A 25750-nucleotide genomic window follows, 5' to 3' on the forward strand; every position below is an offset into this window, starting at 1 on the left:
ACACTGAACAGTGCGAACTGTTCTGTGAGTCTCTCAAATTTTCGCGACACGCGGATGTTCACGAAACATCTTCGGGTTGTGAGGTTAAGCGACTAAGCGTACACGGTGGATGCCCTGGCAGTCAGAGGCGATGAAGGACGTGCTAATCTGCGAAAAGCGCCGGTAAGGTGATATGAACCGTTATAGCCGGCGATGTCCGAATGGGGAAACCCAGTGTGATTCGTCACACTATCATTAACTGAATCCATAGGTTAATGAGGCGAACCGGGGGAACTGAAACATCTAAGTACCCCGAGGAAAAGAAATCAACCGAGATTCCCCCAGTAGCGGCGAGCGAACGGGGAGCAGCCCAGAGCCTGAATCAGCTTGTGTGTTAGTGGAAGCGTCTGGAAAGTCGCGCGATACAGGGTGACAGCCCCGTACACAAAAGCACACAGGCTGTGAGCTCGATGAGTAGGGCGGGACACGTGGTATCCTGTCTGAATATGGGGGGACCATCCTCCAAGGCTAAATACTCCTGACTGACCGATAGTGAACCAGTACCGTGAGGGAAAGGCGAAAAGAACCCCGGCGAGGGGAGTGAAAAAGAACCTGAAACCGTGTACGTACAAGCAGTGGGAGCACCTTCGGGTGTGACTGCGTACCTTTTGTATAATGGGTCAGCGACTTATATTCTGTAGCAAGGTTAACCGAATAGGGGAGCCGAAGGGAAACCGAGTCTTAACTGGGCGTTAAGTTGCAGGGTATAGACCCGAAACCCGGTGATCTAGCCATGGGCAGGTTGAAGGTTGGGTAACACTAACTGGAGGACCGAACCGACTAATGTTGAAAAATTAGCGGATGACTTGTGGCTGGGGGTGAAAGGCCAATCAAACCGGGAGATAGCTGGTTCTCCCCGAAAGCTATTTAGGTAGCGCCTCGTGAATTCATCTCCGGGGGTAGAGCACTGTTTCGGCTAGGGGGCCATCCCGGCTTACCAACCCGATGCAAACTACGAATACCGGAGAATGTTATCACGGGAGACACACGGCGGGTGCTAACGTCCGTCGTGAAGAGGGAAACAACCCAGACCGCCAGCTAAGGTCCCAAAGTCATGGTTAAGTGGGAAACGATGTGGGAAGGCCCAGACAGCCAGGATGTTGGCTTAGAAGCAGCCATCATTTAAAGAAAGCGTAATAGCTCACTGGTCGAGTCGGCCTGCGCGGAAGATGTAACGGGGCTAAACCATGCACCGAAGCTGCGGCAGCGACGCTTATGCGTTGTTGGGTAGGGGAGCGTTCTGTAAGCCTGCGAAGGTGTGCTGTGAGGCATGCTGGAGGTATCAGAAGTGCGAATGCTGACATAAGTAACGATAAAGCGGGTGAAAAGCCCGCTCGCCGGAAGACCAAGGGTTCCTGTCCAACGTTAATCGGGGCAGGGTGAGTCGACCCCTAAGGCGAGGCCGAAAGGCGTAGTCGATGGGAAACAGGTTAATATTCCTGTACTTGGTGTTACTGCGAAGGGGGGACGGAGAAGGCTATGTTAGCCGGGCGACGGTTGTCCCGGTTTAAGCGTGAAGGTGTGTGCTCCAGGCAAATCCGGAGCACTTTAACACTGAGGCGTGATGACGAGGCACTACGGTGCTGAAGTAACAAATGCCCTGCTTCCAGGAAAAGCCTCTAAGCTCCAGGTAACACGAAATCGTACCCCAAACCGACACAGGTGGTCAGGTAGAGAATACCAAGGCGCTTGAGAGAACTCGGGTGAAGGAACTAGGCAAAATGGTGCCGTAACTTCGGGAGAAGGCACGCTGATATGTAGGTGAAGTCCCTCGCGGATGGAGCTGAAATCAGTCGAAGATACCAGCTGGCTGCAACTGTTTATTAAAAACACAGCACTGTGCAAACACGAAAGTGGACGTATACGGTGTGACGCCTGCCCGGTGCCGGAAGGTTAATTGATGGGGTCATCCGTAAGGAGAAGCTCTTGATCGAAGCCCCGGTAAACGGCGGCCGTAACTATAACGGTCCTAAGGTAGCGAAATTCCTTGTCGGGTAAGTTCCGACCTGCACGAATGGCGTAATGATGGCCAGGCTGTCTCCACCCGAGACTCAGTGAAATTGAACTCGCTGTGAAGATGCAGTGTACCCGCGGCAAGACGGAAAGACCCCGTGAACCTTTACTATAGCTTGACACTGAACACTGGTCCTTGATGTGTAGGATAGGTGGGAGGCTTTGAAGCGTGGACGCCAGTCTGCGTGGAGCCGCCCTTGAAATACCACCCTTTAATGGCTGGTGTTCTAACGTGGACCCGTAATCCGGGTTGCGGACAGTGTCTGGTGGGTAGTTTGACTGGGGCGGTCTCCTCCTAAAGCGTAACGGAGGAGCACGAAGGTCAGCTAATCCTGGTCGGACATCAGGAGGTTAGTGCAATGGCATAAGCTGGCTTGACTGCGAGCGTGACGGCGCGAGCAGGTGCGAAAGCAGGTCATAGTGATCCGGTGGTTCTGAATGGAAGGGCCATCGCTCAACGGATAAAAGGTACTCCGGGGATAACAGGCTGATACCGCCCAAGAGTTCATATCGACGGCGGTGTTTGGCACCTCGATGTCGGCTCATCACATCCTGGGGCTGAAGTAGGTCCCAAGGGTATGGCTGTTCGCCATTTAAAGTGGTACGCGAGCTGGGTTTAGAACGTCGTGAGACAGTTCGGTCCCTATCTGCCGTGGGCGCTGGAGAATTGAGGGGGGCTGCTCCTAGTACGAGAGGACCGGAGTGGACGCATCACTGGTGTTCGGGTTGTCATGCCAATGGCACTGCCCGGTAGCTAAATGCGGAAGAGATAAGTGCTGAAAGCATCTAAGCACGAAACTTGCCCCGAGATGAGTTCTCCCTGAGACCTTGAGTCTCCTGAAGGAACGTTGAAGACGACGACGTTGATAGGCCGGGTGTGTAAGCGCAGCGATGCGTTGAGCTAACCGGTACTAATGAACCGTGAGGCTTAACCTTACAACGCCGAAGATGTTTTGGCGTGAGAGACAGAGAAGATTTTCAGCGAGATACAGATTATGTCAGGGCGTGAGAACGGTCTGACAACAGAATTTGCCTGGCGGCAGTAGCGCGGTGGTCCCACCTGACCCCATGCCGAACTCAGAAGTGAAACGCCGTAGCGCCGATGGTAGTGTGGGGTCTCCCCATGCGAGAGTAGGGAACTGCCAGGCATTAATTAAGTGAAGAGGCCATCCTGACGGATGGCCTTTTTGCGTTTCTGCGCTGCGAAACAGCACAAGCGCTCATCCTGCGGATGCGGTAAACTAGCCGTGTTTTTGCATCAGGATAGCGCTAATGAATCTCTCCCTTAAGCCCTGGAATACCTTTGGTATTGATCGCCAGGCTCACCAAATTGTTTGTGTCGAAAGTACGCAGCAACTGCTCAATGCCTGGCAGTCTGCAGTACAAAGCCAGCAACCCGTATTGATCCTCGGCGAAGCCGTTGCGACTGAAAATTAAGCGAACGAAAACTTTTTTTAAATTTATGCTTGTCAGCGGGAATTAACTCCCTATAATGCGCCTCCACTGACACGGCACAACGGCAAACACACCGGCCTGTCAGGTGAAGAAACCTGAAAATAAACAGTTGACTTCACGGCGGGAAAGCGTAGTATACGCAACCCGCGCCGCAGCAAAAAAAAAGCGAGGCGGCACCGCTCTTTAACAATTTATCAGACAATCTGTGTGGGCACTCAGGGTGACTGGATTCTTGACGTCGCAAGACGAAAAATGAATACCAAGTCTCAACGAGTGAACACGTAATTCATTACGAAGTTTAATTCATTGAGCATCAAACTTTTAAATTGAAGAGTTTGATCATGGCTCAGATTGAACGCTGGCGGCAGGCCTAACACATGCAAGTCGAACGGTAGCACAGAGAGCTTGCTCTCGGGTGACGAGTGGCGGACGGGTGAGTAATGTCTGGGAAACTGCCTGATGGAGGGGGATAACTACTGGAAACGGTAGCTAATACCGCATAACGTCGCAAGACCAAAGAGGGGGACCTTCGGGCCTCTTGCCATCAGATGTGCCCAGATGGGATTAGCTAGTAGGTGGGGTAACGGCTCACCTAGGCGACGATCCCTAGCTGGTCTGAGAGGATGACCAGCCACACTGGAACTGAGACACGGTCCAGACTCCTACGGGAGGCAGCAGTGGGGAATATTGCACAATGGGCGCAAGCCTGATGCAGCCATGCCGCGTGTATGAAGAAGGCCTTCGGGTTGTAAAGTACTTTCAGCGGGGAGGAAGGGAGTAAGGTTAATAACCTTGCTCATTGACGTTACCCGCAGAAGAAGCACCGGCTAACTCCGTGCCAGCAGCCGCGGTAATACGGAGGGTGCAAGCGTTAATCGGAATTACTGGGCGTAAAGCGCACGCAGGCGGTCTGTCAAGTCGGATGTGAAATCCCCGGGCTCAACCTGGGAACTGCATCCGAAACTGGCAGGCTTGAGTCTCGTAGAGGGAGGTAGAATTCCAGGTGTAGCGGTGAAATGCGTAGAGATCTGGAGGAATACCGGTGGCGAAGGCGGCCTCCTGGACGAAGACTGACGCTCAGGTGCGAAAGCGTGGGGAGCAAACAGGATTAGATACCCTGGTAGTCCACGCCGTAAACGATGTCTATTTGGAGGTTGTGCCCTTGAGGCGTGGCTTCCGGAGCTAACGCGTTAAATAGACCGCCTGGGGAGTACGGCCGCAAGGTTAAAACTCAAATGAATTGACGGGGGCCCGCACAAGCGGTGGAGCATGTGGTTTAATTCGATGCAACGCGAAGAACCTTACCTGGTCTTGACATCCACAGAACTTTCCAGAGATGGATTGGTGCCTTCGGGAACTGTGAGACAGGTGCTGCATGGCTGTCGTCAGCTCGTGTTGTGAAATGTTGGGTTAAGTCCCGCAACGAGCGCAACCCTTATCCTTTGTTGCCAGCGGTTAGGCCGGGAACTCAAAGGAGACTGCCAGTGATAAACTGGAGGAAGGGTGGGGATGACGAATTCATCTCCGGGGGTAGAGCACTGTTTCGGCTAGGGGGCCATCCCGGCTTACCAACCCGATGCAAACTACGAATACCGGAGAATGTTATCACGGGAGACACACGGCGGGTGCTAACGTCCGTCGTGAAGAGGGAAACAACCCAGACCGCCAGCTAAGGTCCCAAAGTCATGGTTAAGTGGGAAACGATGTGGGAAGGCCCAGACAGCCAGGATGTTGGCTTAGAAGCAGCCATCATTTAAAGAAAGCGTAATAGCTCACTGGTCGAGTCGGCCTGCGCGGAAGATGTAACGGGGCTAAACCATGCACCGAAGCTGCGGCAGCGACGCTTATGCGTTGTTGGGTAGGGGAGCGTTCTGTAAGCCTGCGAAGGTGTGCTGTGAGGCATGCTGGAGGTATCAGAAGTGCGAATGCTGACATAAGTAACGATAAAGCGGGTGAAAAGCCCGCTCGCCGGAAGACCAAGGGTTCCTGTCCAACGTTAATCGGGGCAGGGTGAGTCGACCCCTAAGGCGAGGCCGAAAGGCGTAGTCGATGGGAAACAGGTTAATATTCCTGTACTTGGTGTTACTGCGAAGGGGGGACGGAGAAGGCTATGTTAGCCGGGCGACGGTTGTCCCGGTTTAAGCGTGAAGGTGTGTGCTCCAGGCAAATCCGGAGCACTTTAACACTGAGGCGTGATGACGAGGCACTACGGTGCTGAAGTAACAAATGCCCTGCTTCCAGGAAAAGCCTCTAAGCTCCAGGTAACACGAAATCGTACCCCAAACCGACACAGGTGGTCAGGTAGAGAATACCAAGGCGCTTGAGAGAACTCGGGTGAAGGAACTAGGCAAAATGGTGCCGTAACTTCGGGAGAAGGCACGCTGATATGTAGGTGAAGTCCCTCGCGGATGGAGCTGAAATCAGTCGAAGATACCAGCTGGCTGCAACTGTTTATTAAAAACACAGCACTGTGCAAACACGAAAGTGGACGTATACGGTGTGACGCCTGCCCGGTGCCGGAAGGTTAATTGATGGGGTCATCCGTAAGGAGAAGCTCTTGATCGAAGCCCCGGTAAACGGCGGCCGTAACTATAACGGTCCTAAGGTAGCGAAATTCCTTGTCGGGTAAGTTCCGACCTGCACGAATGGCGTAATGATGGCCAGGCTGTCTCCACCCGAGACTCAGTGAAATTGAACTCGCTGTGAAGATGCAGTGTACCCGCGGCAAGACGGAAAGACCCCGTGAACCTTTACTATAGCTTGACACTGAACACTGGTCCTTGATGTGTAGGATAGGTGGGAGGCTTTGAAGCGTGGACGCCAGTCTGCGTGGAGCCGCCCTTGAAATACCACCCTTTAATGGCTGGTGTTCTAACGTGGACCCGTAATCCGGGTTGCGGACAGTGTCTGGTGGGTAGTTTGACTGGGGCGGTCTCCTCCTAAAGCGTAACGGAGGAGCACGAAGGTCAGCTAATCCTGGTCGGACATCAGGAGGTTAGTGCAATGGCATAAGCTGGCTTGACTGCGAGCGTGACGGCGCGAGCAGGTGCGAAAGCAGGTCATAGTGATCCGGTGGTTCTGAATGGAAGGGCCATCGCTCAACGGATAAAAGGTACTCCGGGGATAACAGGCTGATACCGCCCAAGAGTTCATATCGACGGCGGTGTTTGGCACCTCGATGTCGGCTCATCACATCCTGGGGCTGAAGTAGGTCCCAAGGGTATGGCTGTTCGCCATTTAAAGTGGTACGCGAGCTGGGTTTAGAACGTCGTGAGACAGTTCGGTCCCTATCTGCCGTGGGCGCTGGAGAATTGAGGGGGGCTGCTCCTAGTACGAGAGGACCGGAGTGGACGCATCACTGGTGTTCGGGTTGTCATGCCAATGGCACTGCCCGGTAGCTAAATGCGGAAGAGATAAGTGCTGAAAGCATCTAAGCACGAAACTTGCCCCGAGATGAGTTCTCCCTGAGACCTTGAGTCTCCTGAAGGAACGTTGAAGACGACGACGTTGATAGGCCGGGTGTGTAAGCGCAGCGATGCGTTGAGCTAACCGGTACTAATGAACCGTGAGGCTTAACCTTACAACGCCGAAGATGTTTTGGCGTGAGAGACAGAGAAGATTTTCAGCGAGATACAGATTATGTCAGGGCGTGAGAACGGTCTGACAACAGAATTTGCCTGGCGGCAGTAGCGCGGTGGTCCCACCTGACCCCATGCCGAACTCAGAAGTGAAACGCCGTAGCGCCGATGGTAGTGTGGGGTCTCCCCATGCGAGAGTAGGGAACTGCCAGGCATTAATTAAGTGAAGAGGCCATCCTGACGGATGGCCTTTTTGCGTTTCTGCGCTGCGAAACAGCACAAGCGCTCATCCTGCGGATGCGGTAAACTAGCCGTGTTTTTGCATCAGGATAGCGCTAATGAATCTCTCCCTTAAGCCCTGGAATACCTTTGGTATTGATCGCCAGGCTCACCAAATTGTTTGTGTCGAAAGTACGCAGCAACTGCTCAATGCCTGGCAGTCTGCAGTACAAAGCCAGCAACCCGTATTGATCCTCGGCGAAGGAAGCAACGTATTGTTTCTGGAAGATTTTGTCGGCACGGTCATTATCAATCGTATTAAAGGAATTGACGTTCACGAAGAGGCGGACGCATGGCTTTTGCATGTTGGTGCGGGAGAGAACTGGCATAATCTTGTACGGTGCACACTTGAGCAAGGCATGCCGGGACTGGAAAATCTGGCGTTAATTCCAGGCTGTGTGGGCTCCTCTCCTATCCAGAACATCGGTGCCTATGGCGTTGAGTTACAACGTGTCTGCAGTTATGTAGATTGCATGGAGCTCAGTAGCGGTAAGTCGCTGCGTTTATCTGCAGAGGCCTGCCGCTTTGGCTACCGTGACAGCATCTTTAAGCATGAATATCAGGACCGTTACGCGATTACCGCTGTTGGGCTGCGATTGGCAAAATCCTGGCAGCCTGTGTTGACCTACGGTGATTTAACCCGTCTGGATCCCGCGACTGTAACGCCTCAACAAGTTTTCGATTCTGTTTGCCAGATGCGTACCAGCAAGTTGCCGGATCCTAAAGTGAACGGGAATGCGGGTAGCTTCTTCAAAAACCCGGTGATCACGGCTGAGCAAGCTCGCATACTGCTCGCACGTTTTCCTCATGCTCCGCATTACCCACAGGAAGATGGTTCAGTGAAGCTGGCCGCAGGCTGGTTGATCGATCAATGCCAGTTGAAAGGAACCTCATTAGGGGGCGCTGCGGTCCATCACTTACAAGCTTTAGTGTTGATTAACACCGGGCACGCAACGAGCGAAGATGTGGTGCGTCTTGCACATTTTGTTCGGCAGAGTGTAGGCGATAAATTTGATATCTGGCTGGAACCGGAAGTGCGCTTTATAGGATCTTCTGGCGAGGTGAATGCGGTGGAGGCTATTGCGTGAAAGACAATACCGTTCCATTAACGCTGATTTCGATTCTGGCGGATGGCGAATTCCATTCTGGCGAGCAGCTTGGTGAGCGTTTAGGCATGAGCCGTGCTGCTATCAACAAACATATCCAGACGCTACGTGACTGGGGTATAGATGTTTTCACCGTGCCGGGAAAAGGCTATAGCTTGCCAGAACCTATTCAACTACTGGATGAAGCCTTTATCAGTAGCCAGGTCGCACAGGGCTCTGTTGCGGTGCTACCGGTGATCGATTCAACCAACCAGTACCTGTTGGATCGCTTAAGTGACTTACGCTCCGGTGACGCCTGTGTTGCCGAATATCAACAGGCTGGTCGTGGGCGGCGTGGGCGCAAATGGGTATCTCCGTTTGGTGCCAACCTCTATATTTCCATGTACTGGCGGCTTGAGCAGGGGCCGGCGGCTGCAATTGGTCTGAGCCTGGTCATTGGGATCGTTATGGCCGAGGTGTTGCGCGATTTAGGCGCTGAGCAAGTTCGCGTCAAATGGCCAAATGATCTTTATCTACAGGATCGTAAACTCGCGGGGATCCTCGTCGAATTAACGGGGAAAACCGGCGATGCGGCGCAAATTGTCATTGGCGCTGGCGTCAATCTTGTAATGCGAAAAACACAGGCAGAAGATATCAGTCAGAGCTGGATTAATCTGCAGGAGGCTGGTGTGCGCATTGATCGCAACCAACTGGCGTCACGCTTGATCATTGAACTTCGCACTGCCTTACAGCAATTTGAACAAGAGGGGTTAACGCCTTTCCTCTCTCGCTGGGAAGTGCTGGATAATTTCATTAATCGTCCTGTGAAATTGATTATTGGTGAAAAAGAGATCTTTGGCATTTCCCGCGGGATTGATTCACAAGGTGCTTTGCTACTTGAGCAGGACGGCGTTATTAAACCCTGGGTGGGTGGAGAAATATCGCTTCGTAGCGCGGAATAATAAAAAGGGAGCATTCATGCTCCCTTTTTATTTATTTGCGTAGTCGTACTTGTTCCACGGCATGGTTGGCGCTTTTTGTCATTATCAGGCTTGCGCGCTCGCGGGTTGGCAGGATGTTTTCTTTAAGATTTAGACCGTTAATTTCTTTCCACAATGACATAGCAATCTCAATCGCCTCGGCTTCCGACAATTTGGCATAGTTGTGGAAATAAGAATCAGGATTGGTAAATGCCCCTTCGCGGAACTTCAGGAAACGGTTGATATACCAGGTTTGCAAGAGATCTTCTGGCGCATCCACATAAATCGAGAAATCAACAAAGTCGGAAACAAATACATGATGTGGATCGTGTGGGTAATCCATCCCGCTTTGTAAAACATTTAACCCTTCGAGAATTAAAATATCCGGTTGCGAGATCGTTTTATCCCCATCGGGGATCACATCATAAATAAGATGTGAATAAACCGGCGCGGTGATGTTAGTCACACCCGATTTAATATCTGAAACAAACTGCACAAGGCGGTGCATATCATAAGATTGCGGAAACCCTTTTTTCTTCATCAAGCCGCGGTCTTTCAGCACCTGGTTTGGGTGCAAAAAACCATCGGTCGTAATGAGTTCTACACGGCGATGCTCTGGCCAGCGGCTCAGCAGTGCCTGCAAGACGCGAGCGGTGGTGCTTTTGCCTACGGCAACGCTACCCGCAATGCTGATGATATAAGGAATACGCTGCCCGTTAGTGCCGAGAAATTGTTCAAGAACGGCCTGACGGCGTAAGTTCGAACTGATGTAGAAATTGAGTAAACGGGAAAGTGGAAGATATATTTCCGCAACTTCTTCCAAAGAAAGGTCTTCATTAATGCCTTTTAATCTCGCGATCTCGCCTTCGGTTAAGGTCATAGGGACAGAGTCGCGAAGCGCAGCCCACTGGCTGCGATTAAACTGTAAGTAAGGCGTCATTAACGTTTGCTCTTTTTTACTCATAAGCTTTTATTAGCCTGCCATTATCACTCGCTGCGTTGGCTTCCTGCGCGCAGTAAGAGAGAGACTCTATAGATAATGCTATGGCACGACGTTATTGAAATAAGTGGGATCAATGGGCAGGAGGTTAACACCAGATGACAGGGAATAATATGAAAAATCGCGTTGAGGTGATGCTTTCAGTAGAAAGCATCACGCGCTTCACTTTAGCTGGCAATAGAACGAACCATCTGATTTACAGCAAATAAGCGTTTAAAATAAATGGCTGCCGGGTGGTAATAACCATCTGCAGAGCAGAGAAAATCTGGCACTTCACCAAGGCAGCGGTATCCCTGTGAGCGATAGAATGCTTCTCCGGCAGAACCCGCCAGCACTTCAAGCGATAGCAAACCGCGCTGGCGAGCACATGCTACTCTCTCAAGTTCAGCAATGAGTCTCTTGCCAACACCTGTGCGGCGGGCGCGGCGATGTACCAGCAGAAGTTTGATATGTCCCCGGTTAAGGGCTTCAGGTTGCATGTTGAGTTGCAAACTGACGCTGCCCGAAACGCCCTGTTCATCCCGCGCAATCCAGATGAGTCGCTCGCCTTTTTCTAGTTCACTGCGTAAACGGTAAAAGCTACTTTCAGCTTCCTGTTGGCTGATCGAACGTTGATACCCCACGGATGCGCCGCTGTGCAATGCGTCCAGTAGCAATTGAGCAAGTTCCGGGCAATAGACGGGCAACGTGGCTGCATTTAACAAAACAATCTTCATGATGATGCCTCCGCTGGGGTGTGATAGCGGAGATGCAATTAGTGATCCACTTCACGATCCCACACTAGCGCTGAGGAATCGGCGTTGAGCGAGTTTTTATTTGCACCACGATAACGCAACTGCACTGGCAAAGGTCTGCCCGGTATTGAGCAGAGAAGGGTGGCGAGAGAATAGATGGGAATGAATCGTGAAAAATGGTGGTTTTTTCCACGGTGTTGCATGAAATTACAGCATTTCTTCGGCTTGTCGCGCAAAATGTGAGCGATAGAACGTTTTGTGCAATTTTTTAGTTGCATCAATCCCTCTGTCTCCCTAGAATGCGCGCTACTTGATGCCGACTTAGCTCAGTAGGTAGAGCAACTGACTTGTAATCAGTAGGTCACCAGTTCGATTCCGGTAGTCGGCACCATCAAGTCCGGTGGGGTTCCCGAGCGGCCAAAGGGAGCAGACTGTAAATCTGCCGTCACAGACTTCGAAGGTTCGAATCCTTCCCCCACCACCATTTTCGGTTACGCTAAAACGTAACCTGAGTTGGTGTCAGTAGTGAATCAGCTCTTTGGGAGAGTGTCTTCTCCCGATAATACAGAAAGTACTGGGTAGCCGAGTTTCAGGATGCGGGCATCGTATAATGGCTATTACCTCAGCCTTCCAAGCTGATGATGCGGGTTCGATTCCCGCTGCCCGCTCCAAGACGTGCTGATATGGCTCAGTTGGTAGAGCGCACCCTTGGTAAGGGTGAGGTCCCCAGTTCGACTCTGGGTATCAGCACCACTTCACTTCTCCTCCCTGGTTTCTCTTCTGTTATTAGCATTCAACGAGTCGGGCATGTTGCCTGGTTGATGTGGTGATATCACCGATTTATCCGTGTCTTAGAGGGACAATCGATGTCTAAAGAAAAGTTTGAACGTACAAAACCGCACGTTAACGTCGGTACTATCGGCCACGTTGACCATGGTAAAACAACGCTGACTGCTGCAATCACTACCGTTCTGGCTAAAACCTACGGTGGTTCTGCTCGCGCATTCGACCAGATCGATAACGCGCCGGAAGAAAAAGCTCGTGGTATCACCATCAACACGTCTCACGTTGAATATGACACCCCGACTCGCCACTACGCACACGTAGACTGCCCGGGCCACGCCGACTATGTTAAAAACATGATCACCGGTGCTGCGCAGATGGACGGCGCGATCCTGGTTGTTGCTGCGACTGACGGCCCGATGCCGCAGACCCGTGAGCACATCCTGCTGGGTCGTCAGGTAGGCGTTCCGTACATCATCGTGTTCCTGAACAAATGCGACATGGTTGATGACGAAGAGCTGCTGGAACTGGTAGAGATGGAAGTTCGTGAACTGCTGTCTCAGTACGATTTCCCGGGCGACGACACGCCGATCGTTCGTGGTTCTGCTCTGAAAGCGCTGGAAGGCGAAGCAGAGTGGGAAGCGAAAATCATCGAACTGGCTGGCTTCCTGGATTCCTACATTCCGGAACCAGAGCGTGCGATTGACAAGCCGTTCCTGCTGCCGATCGAAGACGTATTCTCCATCTCCGGTCGTGGTACCGTTGTTACCGGTCGTGTAGAGCGCGGTATCATCAAAGTGGGTGAAGAAGTTGAAATCGTTGGTATCAAAGACACCGCGAAATCGACCTGTACCGGCGTTGAAATGTTCCGCAAACTGCTGGACGAAGGCCGTGCTGGTGAGAACGTAGGTGTTCTGCTGCGTGGTATCAAACGTGAAGAAATCGAACGTGGTCAGGTACTGGCTAAGCCGGGTTCCATCAAGCCGCACACCAAATTCGAATCTGAAGTGTACATTCTGTCCAAAGATGAAGGCGGCCGTCACACTCCGTTCTTCAAAGGCTACCGTCCGCAGTTCTACTTCCGTACAACTGACGTGACTGGCACCATCGAACTGCCGGAAGGCGTAGAGATGGTAATGCCGGGCGACAACATCAAAATGGTTGTTACCCTGATTCACCCGATTGCGATGGACGATGGTCTGCGTTTCGCAATCCGTGAAGGCGGCCGTACCGTTGGCGCGGGCGTTGTAGCAAAAGTTCTCAGCTAATCGCTGATAACATTTGACGCAATGCGCAAGAAGAGGGCATCATTTGATGCCCTTTTTGTACGCTTTCGAACCAGAACCTGGCTCATCAGTGATTTTATTTGTCATAATCATTGCTGAGACAGGCTCTGAAGAGGGCGTTAGTCCGAATCTCGCCAGAGCATTTCGGTTTGGTTGCCTCGCTTATGCGGGGCAAAAATGTTTGTCTGAATTCTTGTGACAGGTTGGTTTATGAGTGCGAATACCGAAGCTCAAGGGAGCGGGCGCGGCCTGGAAGCGATGAAGTGGGTTGTTGTTGCAGTACTGCTGCTCGTGGCTATCGTTGGCAACTATCTTTATCGTGACATGATGCTGCCGCTCCGCGCGCTGGCAGTTGTTATTCTGATTGCTGCAGCAGGTGGTGTCGCGCTGTTGACGACGAAGGGTAAAGCGACCGTTGCTTTTGCCCGTGAAGCGAGAACCGAAGTACGTAAAGTGATTTGGCCCACTCGTCAGGAAACATTGCACACCACATTGATCGTGGCTGCCGTAACTGCAGTCATGTCACTGATCCTGTGGGGACTGGATGGTATTCTGGTCCGCCTGGTTTCCTTTATCACTGGCCTGAGGTTCTGAGATGTCTGAAGCTCCTAAAAAGCGCTGGTACGTCGTTCAGGCGTTTTCCGGTTTTGAAGGCCGCGTAGCAACTTCGCTGCGCGAGCATATCAAATTACACAATATGGAAGAGTTGTTTGGCGAAGTCATGGTGCCGACTGAAGAAGTGGTCGAAATCCGTGGTGGCCAGCGTCGCAAAAGCGAACGCAAATTCTTCCCGGGCTACGTCCTTGTCCAGATGGTGATGAATGACGCCAGCTGGCACCTGGTACGCAGCGTTCCGCGCGTAATGGGCTTCATCGGCGGCACGTCCGATCGTCCGGCGCCGATTAGCGATAAAGAAGTGGATGCGATCATGAACCGCCTGCAACAGGTTGGTGATAAGCCGCGTCCGAAAACGCTGTTTGAACCGGGTGAAATGGTCCGCGTTAGCGACGGTCCGTTTGCCGACTTTAACGGTGTGGTTGAAGAGGTGGACTATGAGAAGTCTCGCCTTAAAGTGTCTGTTTCTATCTTCGGTCGTGCGACCCCGGTAGAACTGGATTTCAGCCAGGTCGAAAAAGCCTAAATATTCGGCGATCAAACGTTGCACAGGGCGCGAAATTGACATACAATTTCGCGCCTTTTGTTTTTATGGGTCTCGTATCCGTAAAACGTATTCAAACACGGGGAGCCTTTCGGGGCGCTATACCCAAACGAGGAAATTTCAATGGCTAAGAAAGTCCAGGCCTACGTCAAGCTGCAGGTTGCAGCTGGCATGGCAAACCCGAGCCCACCGGTTGGTCCGGCTCTGGGTCAGCAGGGTGTTAACATCATGGAATTCTGTAAAGCGTTTAACGCCAAAACTGATTCCATCGAAAAAGGTCTGCCAATTCCGGTTGTTATTACCGTTTACGCTGACCGCTCCTTCACTTTCGTTACCAAAACGCCTCCGGCAGCAGTTCTGCTGAAGAAAGCGGCTGGTATCAAGTCTGGTTCCGGCAAGCCGAACAAAGACAAAGTGGGCAAAGTAACCCGCGCTCAGGTGCAGGAAATTGCTCAGACTAAAGCCGCGGACATGACCGGTGCTGACATTGAAGCGATGACTCGCTCAATCGAAGGTACTGCGCGTTCCATGGGCCTGGTAGTGGAGGATTAAGAAATGGCTAAACTGACCAAGCGCATGCGCGTGATCCGTGACAAAGTTGATGCGACCAAACAGTACGACATCAACGAAGCCATTGCTCTGCTGAAAGAGCTGGCCACTGCTAAATTCGTAGAAAGCGTAGACGTTGCTGTTAACCTCGGCATCGACGCGCGTAAATCTGACCAGAACGTACGTGGTGCAACTGTACTGCCGCACGGTACTGGCCGTTCTGTTCGCGTAGCCGTATTTACCCAGGGCCCGAACGCTGAAGCTGCTAAAGCAGCTGGCGCTGAGCTGGTAGGTATGGAAGATCTGGCTGAGCAGATCAAAAAAGGCGAAATGAACTTCGACGTAGTTATTGCTTCTCCGGATGCAATGCGCGTTGTTGGCCAGCTGGGCCAGGTTCTGGGTCCGCGTGGCCTGATGCCAAACCCGAAAGTTGGTACCGTAACGCCGAACGTTGCTGAAGCGGTTAAAAACGCTAAAGCCGGTCAGGTTCGTTACCGTAACGACAAAAACGGCATCATCCATACCACCATCGGTAAAGTGGATTTTGACGCTGACAAATTGAAAGAAAACCTGGAATCTCTGCTGGTTGCGCTGAAAAAAGCAAAACCGTCTCAGGCGAAAGGCGTGTACATCAAGAAAATTAGCATCTCCACCACCATGGGTGCGGGTGTTGCGGTAGACCAGGCTGGTCTGAACGCAGTAGCGAACTAATATTCGCCTTTACGTGGGTGGTGGATTTGTCTACAATCTTACCCCCACGTTTTGCTAGCGTAAGTTAGCAAACAAACAGATTTGTTCGTTGGAGCCTGGCCTAATCCAGGCCTCCGTCGAAGACCGCAGGTGTTTCGTAAGAAGCTTAATTCCCTGCGTAGACGGTGACAGAACCTAAAGATTATTTTTAAAGTACTCTTTGGCTTGTTTCTGCTCACCGTATTAAGACGCTCTTTTCATTGAGAAGAGTGAAGTGAGTTCCAGGGCATGAGCCCTGGCAAACATCCAGGAGCAAAGCTAATGGCTTTAAATCTTCAAGACAAACAAGCGATTGTTGCTGAAGTCAGCGAAGTAGCCAAAGGCGCGCTGTCTGCGGTTGTTGCGGATTCCCGTGGCGTTACCGTAGATAAAATGACCGAACTGCGTAAAGCAGGTCGCGAAGCCGGCGTTTACATGCGTGTTGTTCGCAACACCCTGCTGCGCCGTGTTGTTGAGGGTACTCAGTTTGAGTGCCTGAAAGACGCGTTCGTTGGTCCGACCCTGATTGCATACTCTATGGAACACCCGGGCGCTGCTGCTCGTCTGTTCAAAGAGTTCGCGAAAGCGAATGCAAAATTTGAGGTCAAAGCCGCTGCCTTTGAAGGTGAGTTGATCCCGGCGTCCCAGATCGATCGCCTGGCAACCCTGCCGACCTACGAAGAAGCAATTGCACGCCTGATGGCAACCATGAAAGAAGCCTCTGCTGGCAAACTGGTTCGTACTCTGGCTGCTGTACGCGATGCGAAAGAAGCTGCTTAATCGCAGTTTTCTTTATAAAGCATTTGCTTACGTATAAACTTATTCTGATATTCAGGAACAATTTAAATGTCTATCACTAAAGATCAAATCATTGAAGCAGTTGCCGCTATGTCCGTAATGGACGTTGTAGAACTGATCTCTGCAATGGAAGAAAAATTCGGTGTTTCTGCTGCTGCTGCTGTAGCTGTTGCTGCTGGCCCGGCTGCTGATGCTGCTGAAGAAAAAACTGAGTTCGACGTAATTCTGAAAGCCGCTGGCGCTAACAAAGTTGCTGTTATCAAAGCAGTACGTGGCGCAACTGGCCTGGGTCTGAAAGAAGCTAAAGACCTGGTAGAATCTGCTCCGGCCGCTCTGAAAGAAGGCGTGAGCAAAGATGACGCTGAAGCTCTGAAAAAATCTCTGGAAGAAGCTGGCGCTGAAGTTGAAGTTAAATAAGCCAACCCTTCCGGTTGCAGCCTGAGAAATTAGGCTGATGGCTGGTGACTTTTTGGTCACCAGCCTTTTTGCGCTGTAGAAGGTACCGGTAGCGTTTCACACTGTTTGACTGCCAGTAGCCTTTACAATGCTTGTTTCTATCGACGACTTAATATACTGCGACAGAAAATTCTTTCTGTGTAAATCGCAATGAAATGATTTAAGCGTGATAGCAACAAGCATTGCGGGAAGTGCTCCACTTTCCGGTCTAAAAAAATAGTGTTGCATAAACTGTCCCTTTCGACGGACAGAGTGGGTCGACTTGTCAGCGAGCTGAGGAACCCTATGGTTTACTCCTATACCGAGAAAAAACGTATTCGTAAGGATTTTGGTAAACGTCCACAAGTACTGGATGTCCCATATCTCCTTTCTATCCAGCTTGACTCGTTCCAGAAGTTTATCGAGCAAGATCCTGAAGGGCAGTACGGTCTGGAAGCGGCGTTCCGCTCCGTGTTCCCGATTAAGAGCTACAGCGGCAATTCGGAACTGCAATACGTCAGCTACCGTCTTGGCGAACCTGTTTTTGACGTTAAAGAATGTCAGATCCGTGGCGTAACGTATTCCGCTCCGCTGCGCGTAAAACTGCGTCTGGTGATCTACGAGCGCGAAGCGCCGGAAGGCACCGTTAAAGACATTAAAGAACAAGAAGTCTACATGGGCGAAATTCCGCTCATGACCGACAACGGTACCTTTGTTATCAACGGTACTGAGCGTGTTATCGTTTCTCAGCTGCACCGTAGTCCTGGCGTCTTCTTCGACAGCGATAAGGGTAAAACCCACTCATCTGGTAAGGTGCTTTATAACGCACGTATTATTCCTTACCGTGGGTCATGGCTGGACTTCGAGTTCGACCCGAAAGATAACCTCTTCGTGCGTATCGACCGCCGCCGCAAACTGCCGGCGACCATTATTCTGCGCGCGCTGAACTACACCACTGAGCAGATTCTCGATCTGTTCTTTGAAAAAGTTGTCTTTGAAATCCGCGACAACAAGTTGCAGATGGAACTGGTGCCGGAACGCCTGCGTGGCGAAACTGCATCCTTCGATATCGAAGCAAACGGCAAAATGTATGTTGAAAAAGGCCGCCGTATTACCGCGCGCCATATTCGTCAGCTGGAAAAAGACGAAATTCAACACATTGAAGTACCGGTTGAGTACATCGCAGGCAAAGTTGCAGCTAAAGACTACGTTGACGAATCCACTGGCGAGCTGATCTGCCCGGCAAACATGGAGCTGTCGCTCGATCTGCTGGCGAAGCTGAGCCAGTCTGGTCACAAACGTATCGAAACCCTGTTCACCAACGATCTGGACCACGGTCCGTACATCTCTGAGACCGTACGTGTCGACCCGACCAACGATCGTCTGAGCGCGCTGGTAGAAATCTACCGCATGATGCGCCCTGGTGAGCCGCCGACTCGCGAAGCTGCGGAAAGCCTGTTCGAGAACCTGTTCTTCTCTGAAGACCGCTACGATCTCTCTGCGGTTGGTCGCATGAAGTTCAACCGTTCTCTGCTGCGCGACAGCATCGAAGGTTCCGGTATCCTGAGCAAAGAAGACATCATCGAAGTGATGAAAAAGCTCATCGGTATCCGTAACGGCATCGGTGAAGTGGATGATATCGACCACCTCGGCAACCGTCGTATCCGTTCCGTAGGCGAAATGGCGGAAAACCAATTCCGCGTTGGCCTGGTTCGTGTAGAACGTGCGGTGAAAGAGCGTCTGTCTCTGGGCGATCTGGATACCCTGATGCCGCAGGACATGATCAACGCGAAGCCTATCTCTGCAGCCGTTAAAGAGTTCTTCGGTTCCAGCCAGCTGTCACAGTTTATGGACCAGAACAACCCGCTGTCCGAGATTACGCACAAACGTCGTATCTCTGCACTCGGCCCAGGCGGTCTAACCCGTGAGCGCGCAGGCTTTGAAGTTCGAGACGTACACCCGACCCACTACGGTCGCGTATGTCCGATCGAAACGCCTGAAGGTCCGAACATCGGTCTGATCAACTCCTTGTCCGTGTACGCACAGACTAACGAATACGGCTTCCTGGAAACGCCGTACCGTAAAGTGACCGACGGCGTTGTGACTGACGAGATCCATTACCTTTCTGCTATCGAAGAAGGTAACTACGTTATCGCTCAGGCGAACACCAACCTGACGGAAGAAGGTCGTTTCGTAGACGATCTGGTAACCTGCCGCAGCAAAGGCGAATCCAGCCTCTTCAGCGCAGACCAGGTTGACTACATGGACGTTTCCACCCAACAGGTGGTTTCTGTCGGTGCGTCCCTGATCCCGTTCCTGGAACACGATGACGCCAACCGTGCATTGATGGGTGCGAACATGCAACGTCAGGCGGTTCCGACTCTGCGCGCTGACAAGCCGCTGGTTGGTACCGGTATGGAACGTGCTGTTGCTGTTGACTCCGGTGTAACCGCAGTTGCTAAACGTGGCGGTACTGTTCAGTACGTGGATGCCTCTCGTATCGTTATCAAAGTTAACGAAGATGAGATGTACCCGGGCGAAGCAGGTATCGACATCTATAACCTGACCAAATACACCCGTTCTAACCAGAACACCTGCATCAACCAGATGCCGTGTGTTTATCTGGGTGAGCCAATTGAGCGCGGCGACGTGCTGGCAGACGGCCCGTCCACCGACCTCGGTGAACTGGCGCTCGGCCAGAACATGCGCGTAGCGTTCATGCCGTGGAACGGTTACAACTTCGAAGACTCCATCCTCGTCTCCGAGCGTGTGGTTCAGGAAGATCGTTTCACCACGATTCACATCCAGGAACTGGCGTGTGTGTCTCGTGACACCAAGCTGGGGCCAGAAGAGATCACCGCAGACATCCCGAACGTGGGTGAAGCCGCGCTCTCCAAACTGGATGAATCCGGTATCGTTTACATCGGTGCGGAAGTGACCGGCGGCGACATTCTGGTTGGTAAGGTAACGCCGAAAGGTGAAACCCAGCTGACGCCAGAAGAGAAACTGCTGCGCGCGATCTTCGGTGAGAAAGCGTCTGACGTTAAAGACTCTTCTTTGCGCGTACCGAACGGTGTTTCCGGTACCGTTATCGACGTTCAGGTCTTTACCCGCGATGGCGTGGAAAAAGACAAACGTGCGCTGGAAATCGAAGAAATGCAGCTCAAACAGGCGAAGAAAGACCTGTCTGAAGAACTGCAGATCCTCGAAGCTGGCCTGTTTAGCCGTATCCACAGCGTGCTGGTTTCCGGCGGCGTTGAAGCTGACAAGCTCGACAAGCTGCCGCGCGACCGCTGGCTGGAACTCGGCCTGACCGACGAAGAGAAACAAAATCAGCTGGAACAGCTGGCTGAGCAGTATGACGAACTGAAACACGAGTTCGAGAAAAAACTCGAAGCGAAACGCCGCAAAATCACTCAGGGCGACGATCTGGCACCGGGCGTGCTGAAAATCGTTAAGGTTTATCTGGCCGTTAAACGTCAGATCCAGCCTGGTGACAAAATGGCAGGTCGTCACGGTAACAAGGGTGTTATCTCCAAGATCAACCCGATCGAAGATATGCCATACGATGAAAACGGCACGCCGGTTGACATCGTACTGAACCCGCTGGGCGTACCGTCTCGTATGAACATCGGTCAGATCCTTGAAACTCACCTGGGTATGGCTGCGAAAGGTATCGGCGACAAGATCAACGCCATGCTGAAACAGCAGCAAGAAGTCGCGAAACTGCGCGAATTCATCCAGCGTGCATACGATCTGGGCGCTGACGTTCGTCAGAAAGTCGACCTGAGCACCTTCAGCGATGAGGAAGTTCTGCGTCTGGCAGAAAACCTGCGCAAAGGTATGCCGATCGCAACGCCGGTCTTCGACGGTGCGAAAGAGTCTGAAATCAAGGAACTGTTACAGCTGGGTGGCCTGCCGACTTCCGGTCAGATCACACTGTTCGACGGTCGTACCGGTGAGCAATTCGAGCGCCAGGTTACCGTTGGCTACATGTACATGCTGAAACTGAACCACCTGGTTGATGACAAGATGCATGCGCGTTCTACCGGTTCTTACAGCCTGGTTACTCAGCAGCCGCTGGGTGGTAAGGCGCAGTTCGGTGGTCAGCGCTTCGGGGAGATGGAAGTGTGGGCGCTGGAAGCATACGGCGCGGCATACACCCTGCAGGAAATGCTCACCGTTAAGTCTGATGACGTGAACGGTCGTACCAAGATGTATAAAAACATCGTGGACGGCAACCATCAGATGGAACCGGGTATGCCTGAGTCCTTCAACGTACTGTTGAAAGAGATTCGTTCGCTGGGTATCAACATCGAGCTGGAAGACGAGTAACTCTCGCTCAAACAGGTCACTGGTGCCGGGTTAATCCCCGGCACCAGATTGTGCTAACTCCGACGGGAGCAAATCCGTGAAAGACTTATTAAAGTTTCTGAAAGCGCAAACTAAAACCGAAGAGTTTGATGCGATCAAAATTGCTCTGGCATCGCCAGACATGATCCGTTCATGGTCTTTTGGTGAAGTTAAGAAGCCGGAAACCATCAACTACCGTACGTTCAAACCTGAGCGTGACGGCCTTTTCTGTGCGCGTATTTTCGGGCCAGTAAAAGATTACGAGTGCCTGTGCGGTAAGTACAAGCGCCTGAAACACCGTGGTGTGATCTGTGAGAAGTGCGGCGTTGAAGTGACCCAGACGAAAGTGCGTCGTGAGCGCATGGGCCACATCGAGCTGGCGTCTCCGACCGCCCACATTTGGTTCCTGAAATCTCTGCCGTCCCGTATCGGCCTGCTGCTGGATATGCCGCTGCGCGATATCGAACGTGTTCTGTACTTCGAATCCTATGTGGTTATCGAAGGCGGTATGACCAATCTGGAACGTAACCAGATCCTGACCGAAGAACAGTACTTGGACGCGCTGGAAGAGTTCGGTGACGAATTCGACGCGAAAATGGGCGCCGAAGCTATTCAGGCCCTGCTGAAAAGCATGGATCTGGAGCAAGAGTGCGAACAGCTGCGCGAAGAGCTGAACGAAACCAACTCTGAAACCAAACGTAAGAAGCTGACCAAGCGTATCAAACTGCTGGAAGCGTTCGTACAGTCTGGTAACAAACCGGAGTGGATGATCCTGACTGTTCTGCCAGTGCTGCCGCCGGATCTGCGTCCGCTGGTTCCGCTGGATGGTGGTCGTTTCGCAACGTCGGATCTGAACGATCTGTACCGTCGCGTGATCAACCGTAACAACCGTCTGAAACGCCTGCTGGATCTGGCGGCGCCGGATATCATCGTACGCAACGAAAAACGTATGCTGCAGGAAGCGGTTGACGCCCTGCTGGATAACGGCCGTCGCGGTCGTGCGATCACCGGTTCCAACAAACGTCCGCTGAAATCTTTGGCCGATATGATCAAAGGTAAACAGGGTCGTTTCCGTCAGAACCTGCTCGGTAAGCGTGTTGACTATTCCGGTCGTTCTGTAATCACCGTAGGTCCATACCTGCGTCTGCATCAGTGCGGTCTGCCGAAGAAAATGGCACTGGAGCTGTTCAAACCGTTCATCTACGGCAAGCTGGAACTGCGTGGCCTCGCCACCACCATCAAAGCCGCGAAGAAAATGGTTGAGCGCGAAGAAGCTGTCGTTTGGGATATCCTGGACGAAGTTATCCGCGAACACCCGGTACTGCTGAACCGTGCACCAACACTGCACCGTCTGGGTATCCAGGCGTTTGAACCGGTACTGATCGAAGGTAAAGCTATCCAGCTGCACCCGCTGGTCTGTGCGGCATATAACGCCGACTTCGATGGTGACCAGATGGCTGTTCACGTACCGCTGACGCTGGAAGCCCAGTTGGAAGCGCGTGCGCTGATGATGTCCACCAACAACATTCTGTCTCCGGCGAACGGCGAACCTATCATCGTTCCGTCTCAGGACGTTGTACTGGGTCTGTACTACATGACCCGTGACTGTGTTAACGCCAAAGGCGAAGGCATGGTGCTGACTGGCCCGAAAGAAGCTGAGCGTATTTACCGCGCTGGCCTGGCCTCTCTGCATGCGCGCGTTAAAGTGCGTATCACCGAGTACGAAAAAGACGCTAATGGCGAATTCGTAGCGAAAACCAGCCTGAAAGACACGACCGTTGGCCGTGCGATTCTGTGGATGATCGTTCCGAAAGGTCTGCCTTTCTCCATCGTCAACCAGGCGCTGGGCAAGAAGGCTATCTCCAAAATGCTGAACACCTGTTACCGCATTCTGGGCCTGAAGCCGACCGTTATTTTTGCTGACCAGACGATGTACACCGGCTTTGCATATGCAGCGCGTTCAGGTGCATCCGTTGGTATCGATGACATGGTCATCCCGGCGAAAAAACACGAGATCATCAGCGAAGCGGAAGCCGAAGTTGCTGAGATCCAGGAGCAGTTCCAGTCTGGTCTGGTGACCGCTGGCGAACGCTATAACAAAGTTATCGATATTTGGGCCGCGGCGAACGATCGCGTATCCAAAGCGATGATGGATAACCTGCAAACTGAAACCGTTATTAACCGTGACGGCGTTGAAGAGCAGCAGGTTTCCTTTAACAGCATCTACATGATGGCCGACTCCGGTGCGCGTGGTTCTGCAGCCCAGATTCGTCAGCTTGCTGGTATGCGTGGTCTGATGGCGAAGCCGGATGGCTCCATCATCGAAACGCCGATCACCGCGAACTTCCGTGAAGGTCTGAACGTACTCCAGTACTTCATCTCCACGCACGGTGCGCGTAAAGGTCTGGCGGATACCGCACTGAAAACCGCGAACTCCGGTTACCTGACCCGTCGTCTGGTAGACGTGGCACAGGATCTGGTCGTAACCGAAGACGATTGTGGCACGCTGGAAGGCATCACCATGACGCCGGTTATCGAAGGTGGCGATGTTAAAGAGCCGCTGCGCGATCGCGTTCTGGGTCGTGTAACCGCAGAAGACATTCTGAAGCCGGGTACTGCAGATATTCTGGTTCCGCGCAATACGCTGCTGCACGAACAGTGGTGTGATCTGCTGGAAGCGAACTCTGTTGACTCAGTGAAAGTGCGTTCCGTTGTATCGTGTGACACCGACTTTGGTGTGTGCGCCCACTGCTATGGTCGTGACCTGGCGCGTGGCCACATCATCAACAAAGGTGAAGCCATCGGCGTTATCGCGGCACAGTCCATCGGTGAGCCGGGTACACAGCTGACGATGCGTACGTTCCACATCGGTGGTGCGGCATCTCGTGCGGCTGCTGAATCCAGCATCCAGGTGAAAAACAAAGGTAGCATCCGCCTGAGCAACGCGAAGACGGTTGTGAACTCCAGCGGCAAACTGGTTATCACCTCCCGTAACACTGAGCTGAAACTGATCGACGAATTCGGTCGTACCAAAGAAAGCTATAAAGTGCCTTACGGTGCGGTAATGGCGAAGGGTGATGGCGAGCAGGTTGCCGGCGGTGAAACCGTTGCAAACTGGGATCCGCACACCATGCCGGTTATCACTGAAGTGGCTGGTTTCATCCGCTTCACCGATATGATCGACGGCCAGACGATTACTCGTCAGACCGACGAACTGACCGGTCTCTCTTCGCTGGTGGTTCTGGACTCTGCAGAGCGTACCTCTGGCGGTAAAGACCTGCGTCCGGCACTGAAAATCGTTGACGCTAATGGCAACGACGTACTGATCCCGGGCACCGATATGCCTGCCCAGTACTTCCTGCCGGGTAAAGCGATTGTTCAGCTGGAAGATGGCGTTCAGATCAGCTCCGGTGACACCCTGGCGCGTATTCCGCAGGAATCCGGCGGTACCAAGGATATTACCGGTGGTCTGCCGCGCGTTGCGGATCTGTTCGAAGCACGTCGTCCGAAAGAGCCGGCAATCCTGGCGGAAATCAGCGGTATCATCTCCTTCGGTAAAGAGACCAAAGGTAAACGCCGTCTGGTGATCACGCCGGTTGACGGTAGCGATCCGTACGAAGAGATGATTCCGAAATGGCGTCAGCTCAACGTGTTTGAAGGTGAACGTGTAGAACGTGGTGACGTGGTTTCCGACGGTCCGGAAGCACCGCATGACATTCTGCGTCTTCGTGGCGTACACGCGGTAACGCGTTATATCACCAACGAAGTACAGGACGTTTACCGTCTGCAGGGCGTTAAGATCAACGATAAGCACATCGAAGTTATCGTTCGTCAGATGCTGCGTAAAGCCACCATCGTTAACGCAGGAAGCTCCGACTTCCTGGAAGGTGAGCAGGTTGAATACTCTCGCGTCAAGATCGCTAACCGCGAGCTGGAAGCAGCAGGCAAAATCGGTGCAACCTATGCACGCGATCTGCTGGGTATCACCAAAGCGTCTCTGGCAACCGAGTCCTTCATCTCCGCGGCATCGTTCCAGGAGACCACTCGTGTGCTTACCGAAGCAGCCGTTGCGGGCAAACGCGACGAACTGCGCGGTCTGAAAGAGAACGTCATCGTGGGTCGTCTGATCCCGGCCGGTACTGGTTATGCGTACCACCAGGATCGTATGCGCCGTCGCGCCGCTGGCGAACTGCCGGCAGCACCGCAGGTGACTGCGGAAGACGCGTCCGCGAGCCTGGCAGAACTGCTGAACGCAGGTCTGGGTGGTTCCGACAACGAGTAATCGTTTCGCGTAATAAAAAACCCGCTTCGGCGGGTTTTTTTTCGTCTGAAATCCGCGGCTTAAGACCGCGATCGCGTAGCAGGACGGGTTGTATAGGCGCCGGACAGCGGCATTTCTCTGCACCATCCCGAATGACATGTTGTGCAATTACATGGGGAAAACACGTCACGACTTTTCGCTGCGCGAAAAAAAGCCCGCCAGAGCGGGCATAGT

General features: G+C 52.5%; 13 protein-coding genes, 4 tRNA genes, 3 rRNA genes, 1 pseudogene and 2 other annotated features. Of the genes and pseudogenes, 19 read left to right on the forward strand and 2 right to left on the reverse strand.

From position 1 onward, the window contains the following. Positions 1 to 82 precede the first annotated feature (82 nt). The 6 genes and pseudogenes from H650_RS15340 to birA all read left to right on the forward strand — a co-directional run bounded on the left by H650_RS15340 (position 83) and on the right by birA (position 9411). Positions 83 to 2988: ribosomal RNA gene (locus H650_RS15340) — 23S ribosomal RNA — on the forward strand. 96 nt (positions 2989 to 3084) lie between these two features. Then, positions 3085 to 3200 (forward strand): 5S ribosomal RNA (gene rrf / locus H650_RS15345). A 124-nt stretch (positions 3201 to 3324) separates the two neighbouring features. After that, positions 3325 to 3468: pseudogene (locus H650_RS25360) on the forward strand (UDP-N-acetylmuramate dehydrogenase); the annotation flags it as partial. A gap of 370 nt (positions 3469 to 3838) precedes the next feature. Next, positions 3839 to 4711 (forward strand) — a sequence feature (16S ribosomal RNA rRNA prediction is too short). Positions 4712 to 4771: 60 nt separating this feature from the next. Continuing rightward, positions 4772 to 7087: a sequence feature (most likely nonfunctional fraction of RNA operon), on the forward strand. Between the two features lie 96 nt (positions 7088 to 7183). Next, positions 7184 to 7299: ribosomal RNA gene (gene rrf, locus H650_RS15350) — 5S ribosomal RNA — on the forward strand. Positions 7300 to 7423: 124 nt separating this feature from the next. Next, on the forward strand, positions 7424 to 8452 hold the full coding sequence (gene murB / locus H650_RS15355) for a UDP-N-acetylmuramate dehydrogenase (RefSeq protein ID WP_020456054.1): 1029 nt from the start codon (positions 7424 to 7426) through the stop codon (positions 8450 to 8452). After that, entirely contained in the window at positions 8449 to 9411 is a 963-nt protein-coding gene (gene birA / locus H650_RS15360; protein ID WP_020456055.1) for a bifunctional biotin--[acetyl-CoA-carboxylase] ligase/biotin operon repressor BirA, read from the forward strand. Before murB ends, birA begins: the two co-directional genes overlap by 4 nt. A 31-nt stretch (positions 9412 to 9442) precedes the next feature. Here birA and coaA read toward each other — a convergent pair whose 3' ends face one another. Together coaA and H650_RS15370 are read right to left on the reverse strand one after the other, a co-directional pair. Continuing rightward, a complete protein-coding gene (gene coaA / locus H650_RS15365; RefSeq protein WP_017460033.1) occupies positions 9443 to 10393 on the reverse strand; it encodes a type I pantothenate kinase in 951 nt (316 codons plus the stop codon). A 203-nt stretch (positions 10394 to 10596) separates the two neighbouring features. Further along, positions 10597 to 11145, reverse strand: a complete 549-nt coding sequence (locus H650_RS15370) for a GNAT family N-acetyltransferase (RefSeq protein WP_020456056.1) — start codon at positions 11143 to 11145, stop codon at positions 10597 to 10599. A gap of 333 nt (positions 11146 to 11478) precedes the next feature. Between H650_RS15370 and H650_RS15375 the strand changes: the two genes are divergently transcribed. The 13 genes from H650_RS15375 (at position 11479) to rpoC (ending at position 25537) form a co-directional block, all read left to right on the forward strand. Continuing rightward, positions 11479 to 11554, forward strand: a tRNA-Thr gene (locus H650_RS15375). Positions 11555 to 11562: 8 nt separating this feature from the next. Continuing rightward, positions 11563 to 11647: transfer RNA gene (locus tag H650_RS15380), tRNA-Tyr, on the forward strand. Positions 11648 to 11759: 112 nt separating this feature from the next. Further along, positions 11760 to 11834, forward strand: a tRNA-Gly gene (locus H650_RS15385). 6 nt (positions 11835 to 11840) lie between these two features. Then, positions 11841 to 11916, forward strand: a tRNA-Thr gene (locus H650_RS15390). A 113-nt stretch (positions 11917 to 12029) separates the two neighbouring features. After that, positions 12030 to 13214, forward strand: a complete 1185-nt coding sequence (tuf, locus tag H650_RS15395; protein ID WP_017460031.1) for an elongation factor Tu — start codon at positions 12030 to 12032, stop codon at positions 13212 to 13214. 228 nt (positions 13215 to 13442) lie between these two features. Further along, positions 13443 to 13826 (forward strand): preprotein translocase subunit SecE, encoded by a 384-nt coding sequence (gene secE, locus H650_RS15400; protein WP_003033128.1) that lies wholly within the window; start codon positions 13443 to 13445, stop codon positions 13824 to 13826. Between the two features lies 1 nt (position 13827). Continuing rightward, complete coding sequence (nusG, locus tag H650_RS15405) at positions 13828 to 14373, forward strand: transcription termination/antitermination protein NusG (protein WP_006816549.1); 546 nt, start codon at positions 13828 to 13830, stop codon at positions 14371 to 14373. 141 nt (positions 14374 to 14514) lie between these two features. Continuing rightward, complete coding sequence (rplK, locus tag H650_RS15410) at positions 14515 to 14943, forward strand: 50S ribosomal protein L11 (protein ID WP_002438627.1); 429 nt, start codon at positions 14515 to 14517, stop codon at positions 14941 to 14943. Between the two features lie 3 nt (positions 14944 to 14946). Further along, the gene (gene rplA, locus H650_RS15415; RefSeq protein ID WP_017460030.1) at positions 14947 to 15651 is read left to right on the forward strand and encodes a 50S ribosomal protein L1; all 705 of its coding nucleotides are present in this window, start codon (positions 14947 to 14949) and stop codon (positions 15649 to 15651) included. Between the two features lie 300 nt (positions 15652 to 15951). Continuing rightward, positions 15952 to 16449: a 50S ribosomal protein L10 gene (gene rplJ / locus H650_RS15420; protein WP_002438625.1), complete on the forward strand. Its 498-nt coding sequence runs from the start codon at positions 15952 to 15954 to the stop codon at positions 16447 to 16449. 66 nt (positions 16450 to 16515) lie between these two features. Continuing rightward, positions 16516 to 16884 (forward strand): 50S ribosomal protein L7/L12, encoded by a 369-nt coding sequence (gene rplL, locus H650_RS15425; RefSeq protein WP_014882064.1) that lies wholly within the window; start codon positions 16516 to 16518, stop codon positions 16882 to 16884. A 324-nt stretch (positions 16885 to 17208) separates the two neighbouring features. Beyond that, positions 17209 to 21237 (forward strand): DNA-directed RNA polymerase subunit beta, encoded by a 4029-nt coding sequence (gene rpoB / locus H650_RS15430; RefSeq protein ID WP_020456057.1) that lies wholly within the window; start codon positions 17209 to 17211, stop codon positions 21235 to 21237. A 76-nt stretch (positions 21238 to 21313) separates the two neighbouring features. Next, the gene (rpoC, locus tag H650_RS15435) at positions 21314 to 25537 is read left to right on the forward strand and encodes a DNA-directed RNA polymerase subunit beta' (RefSeq protein ID WP_020456058.1); all 4224 of its coding nucleotides are present in this window, start codon (positions 21314 to 21316) and stop codon (positions 25535 to 25537) included. The last annotated feature ends 213 nt before the right edge of the window (positions 25538 to 25750 follow it).

This window comes from Enterobacter sp. R4-368 (assembly GCF_000410515.1).
Taxonomy (GTDB): domain Bacteria; phylum Pseudomonadota; class Gammaproteobacteria; order Enterobacterales; family Enterobacteriaceae; genus Kosakonia.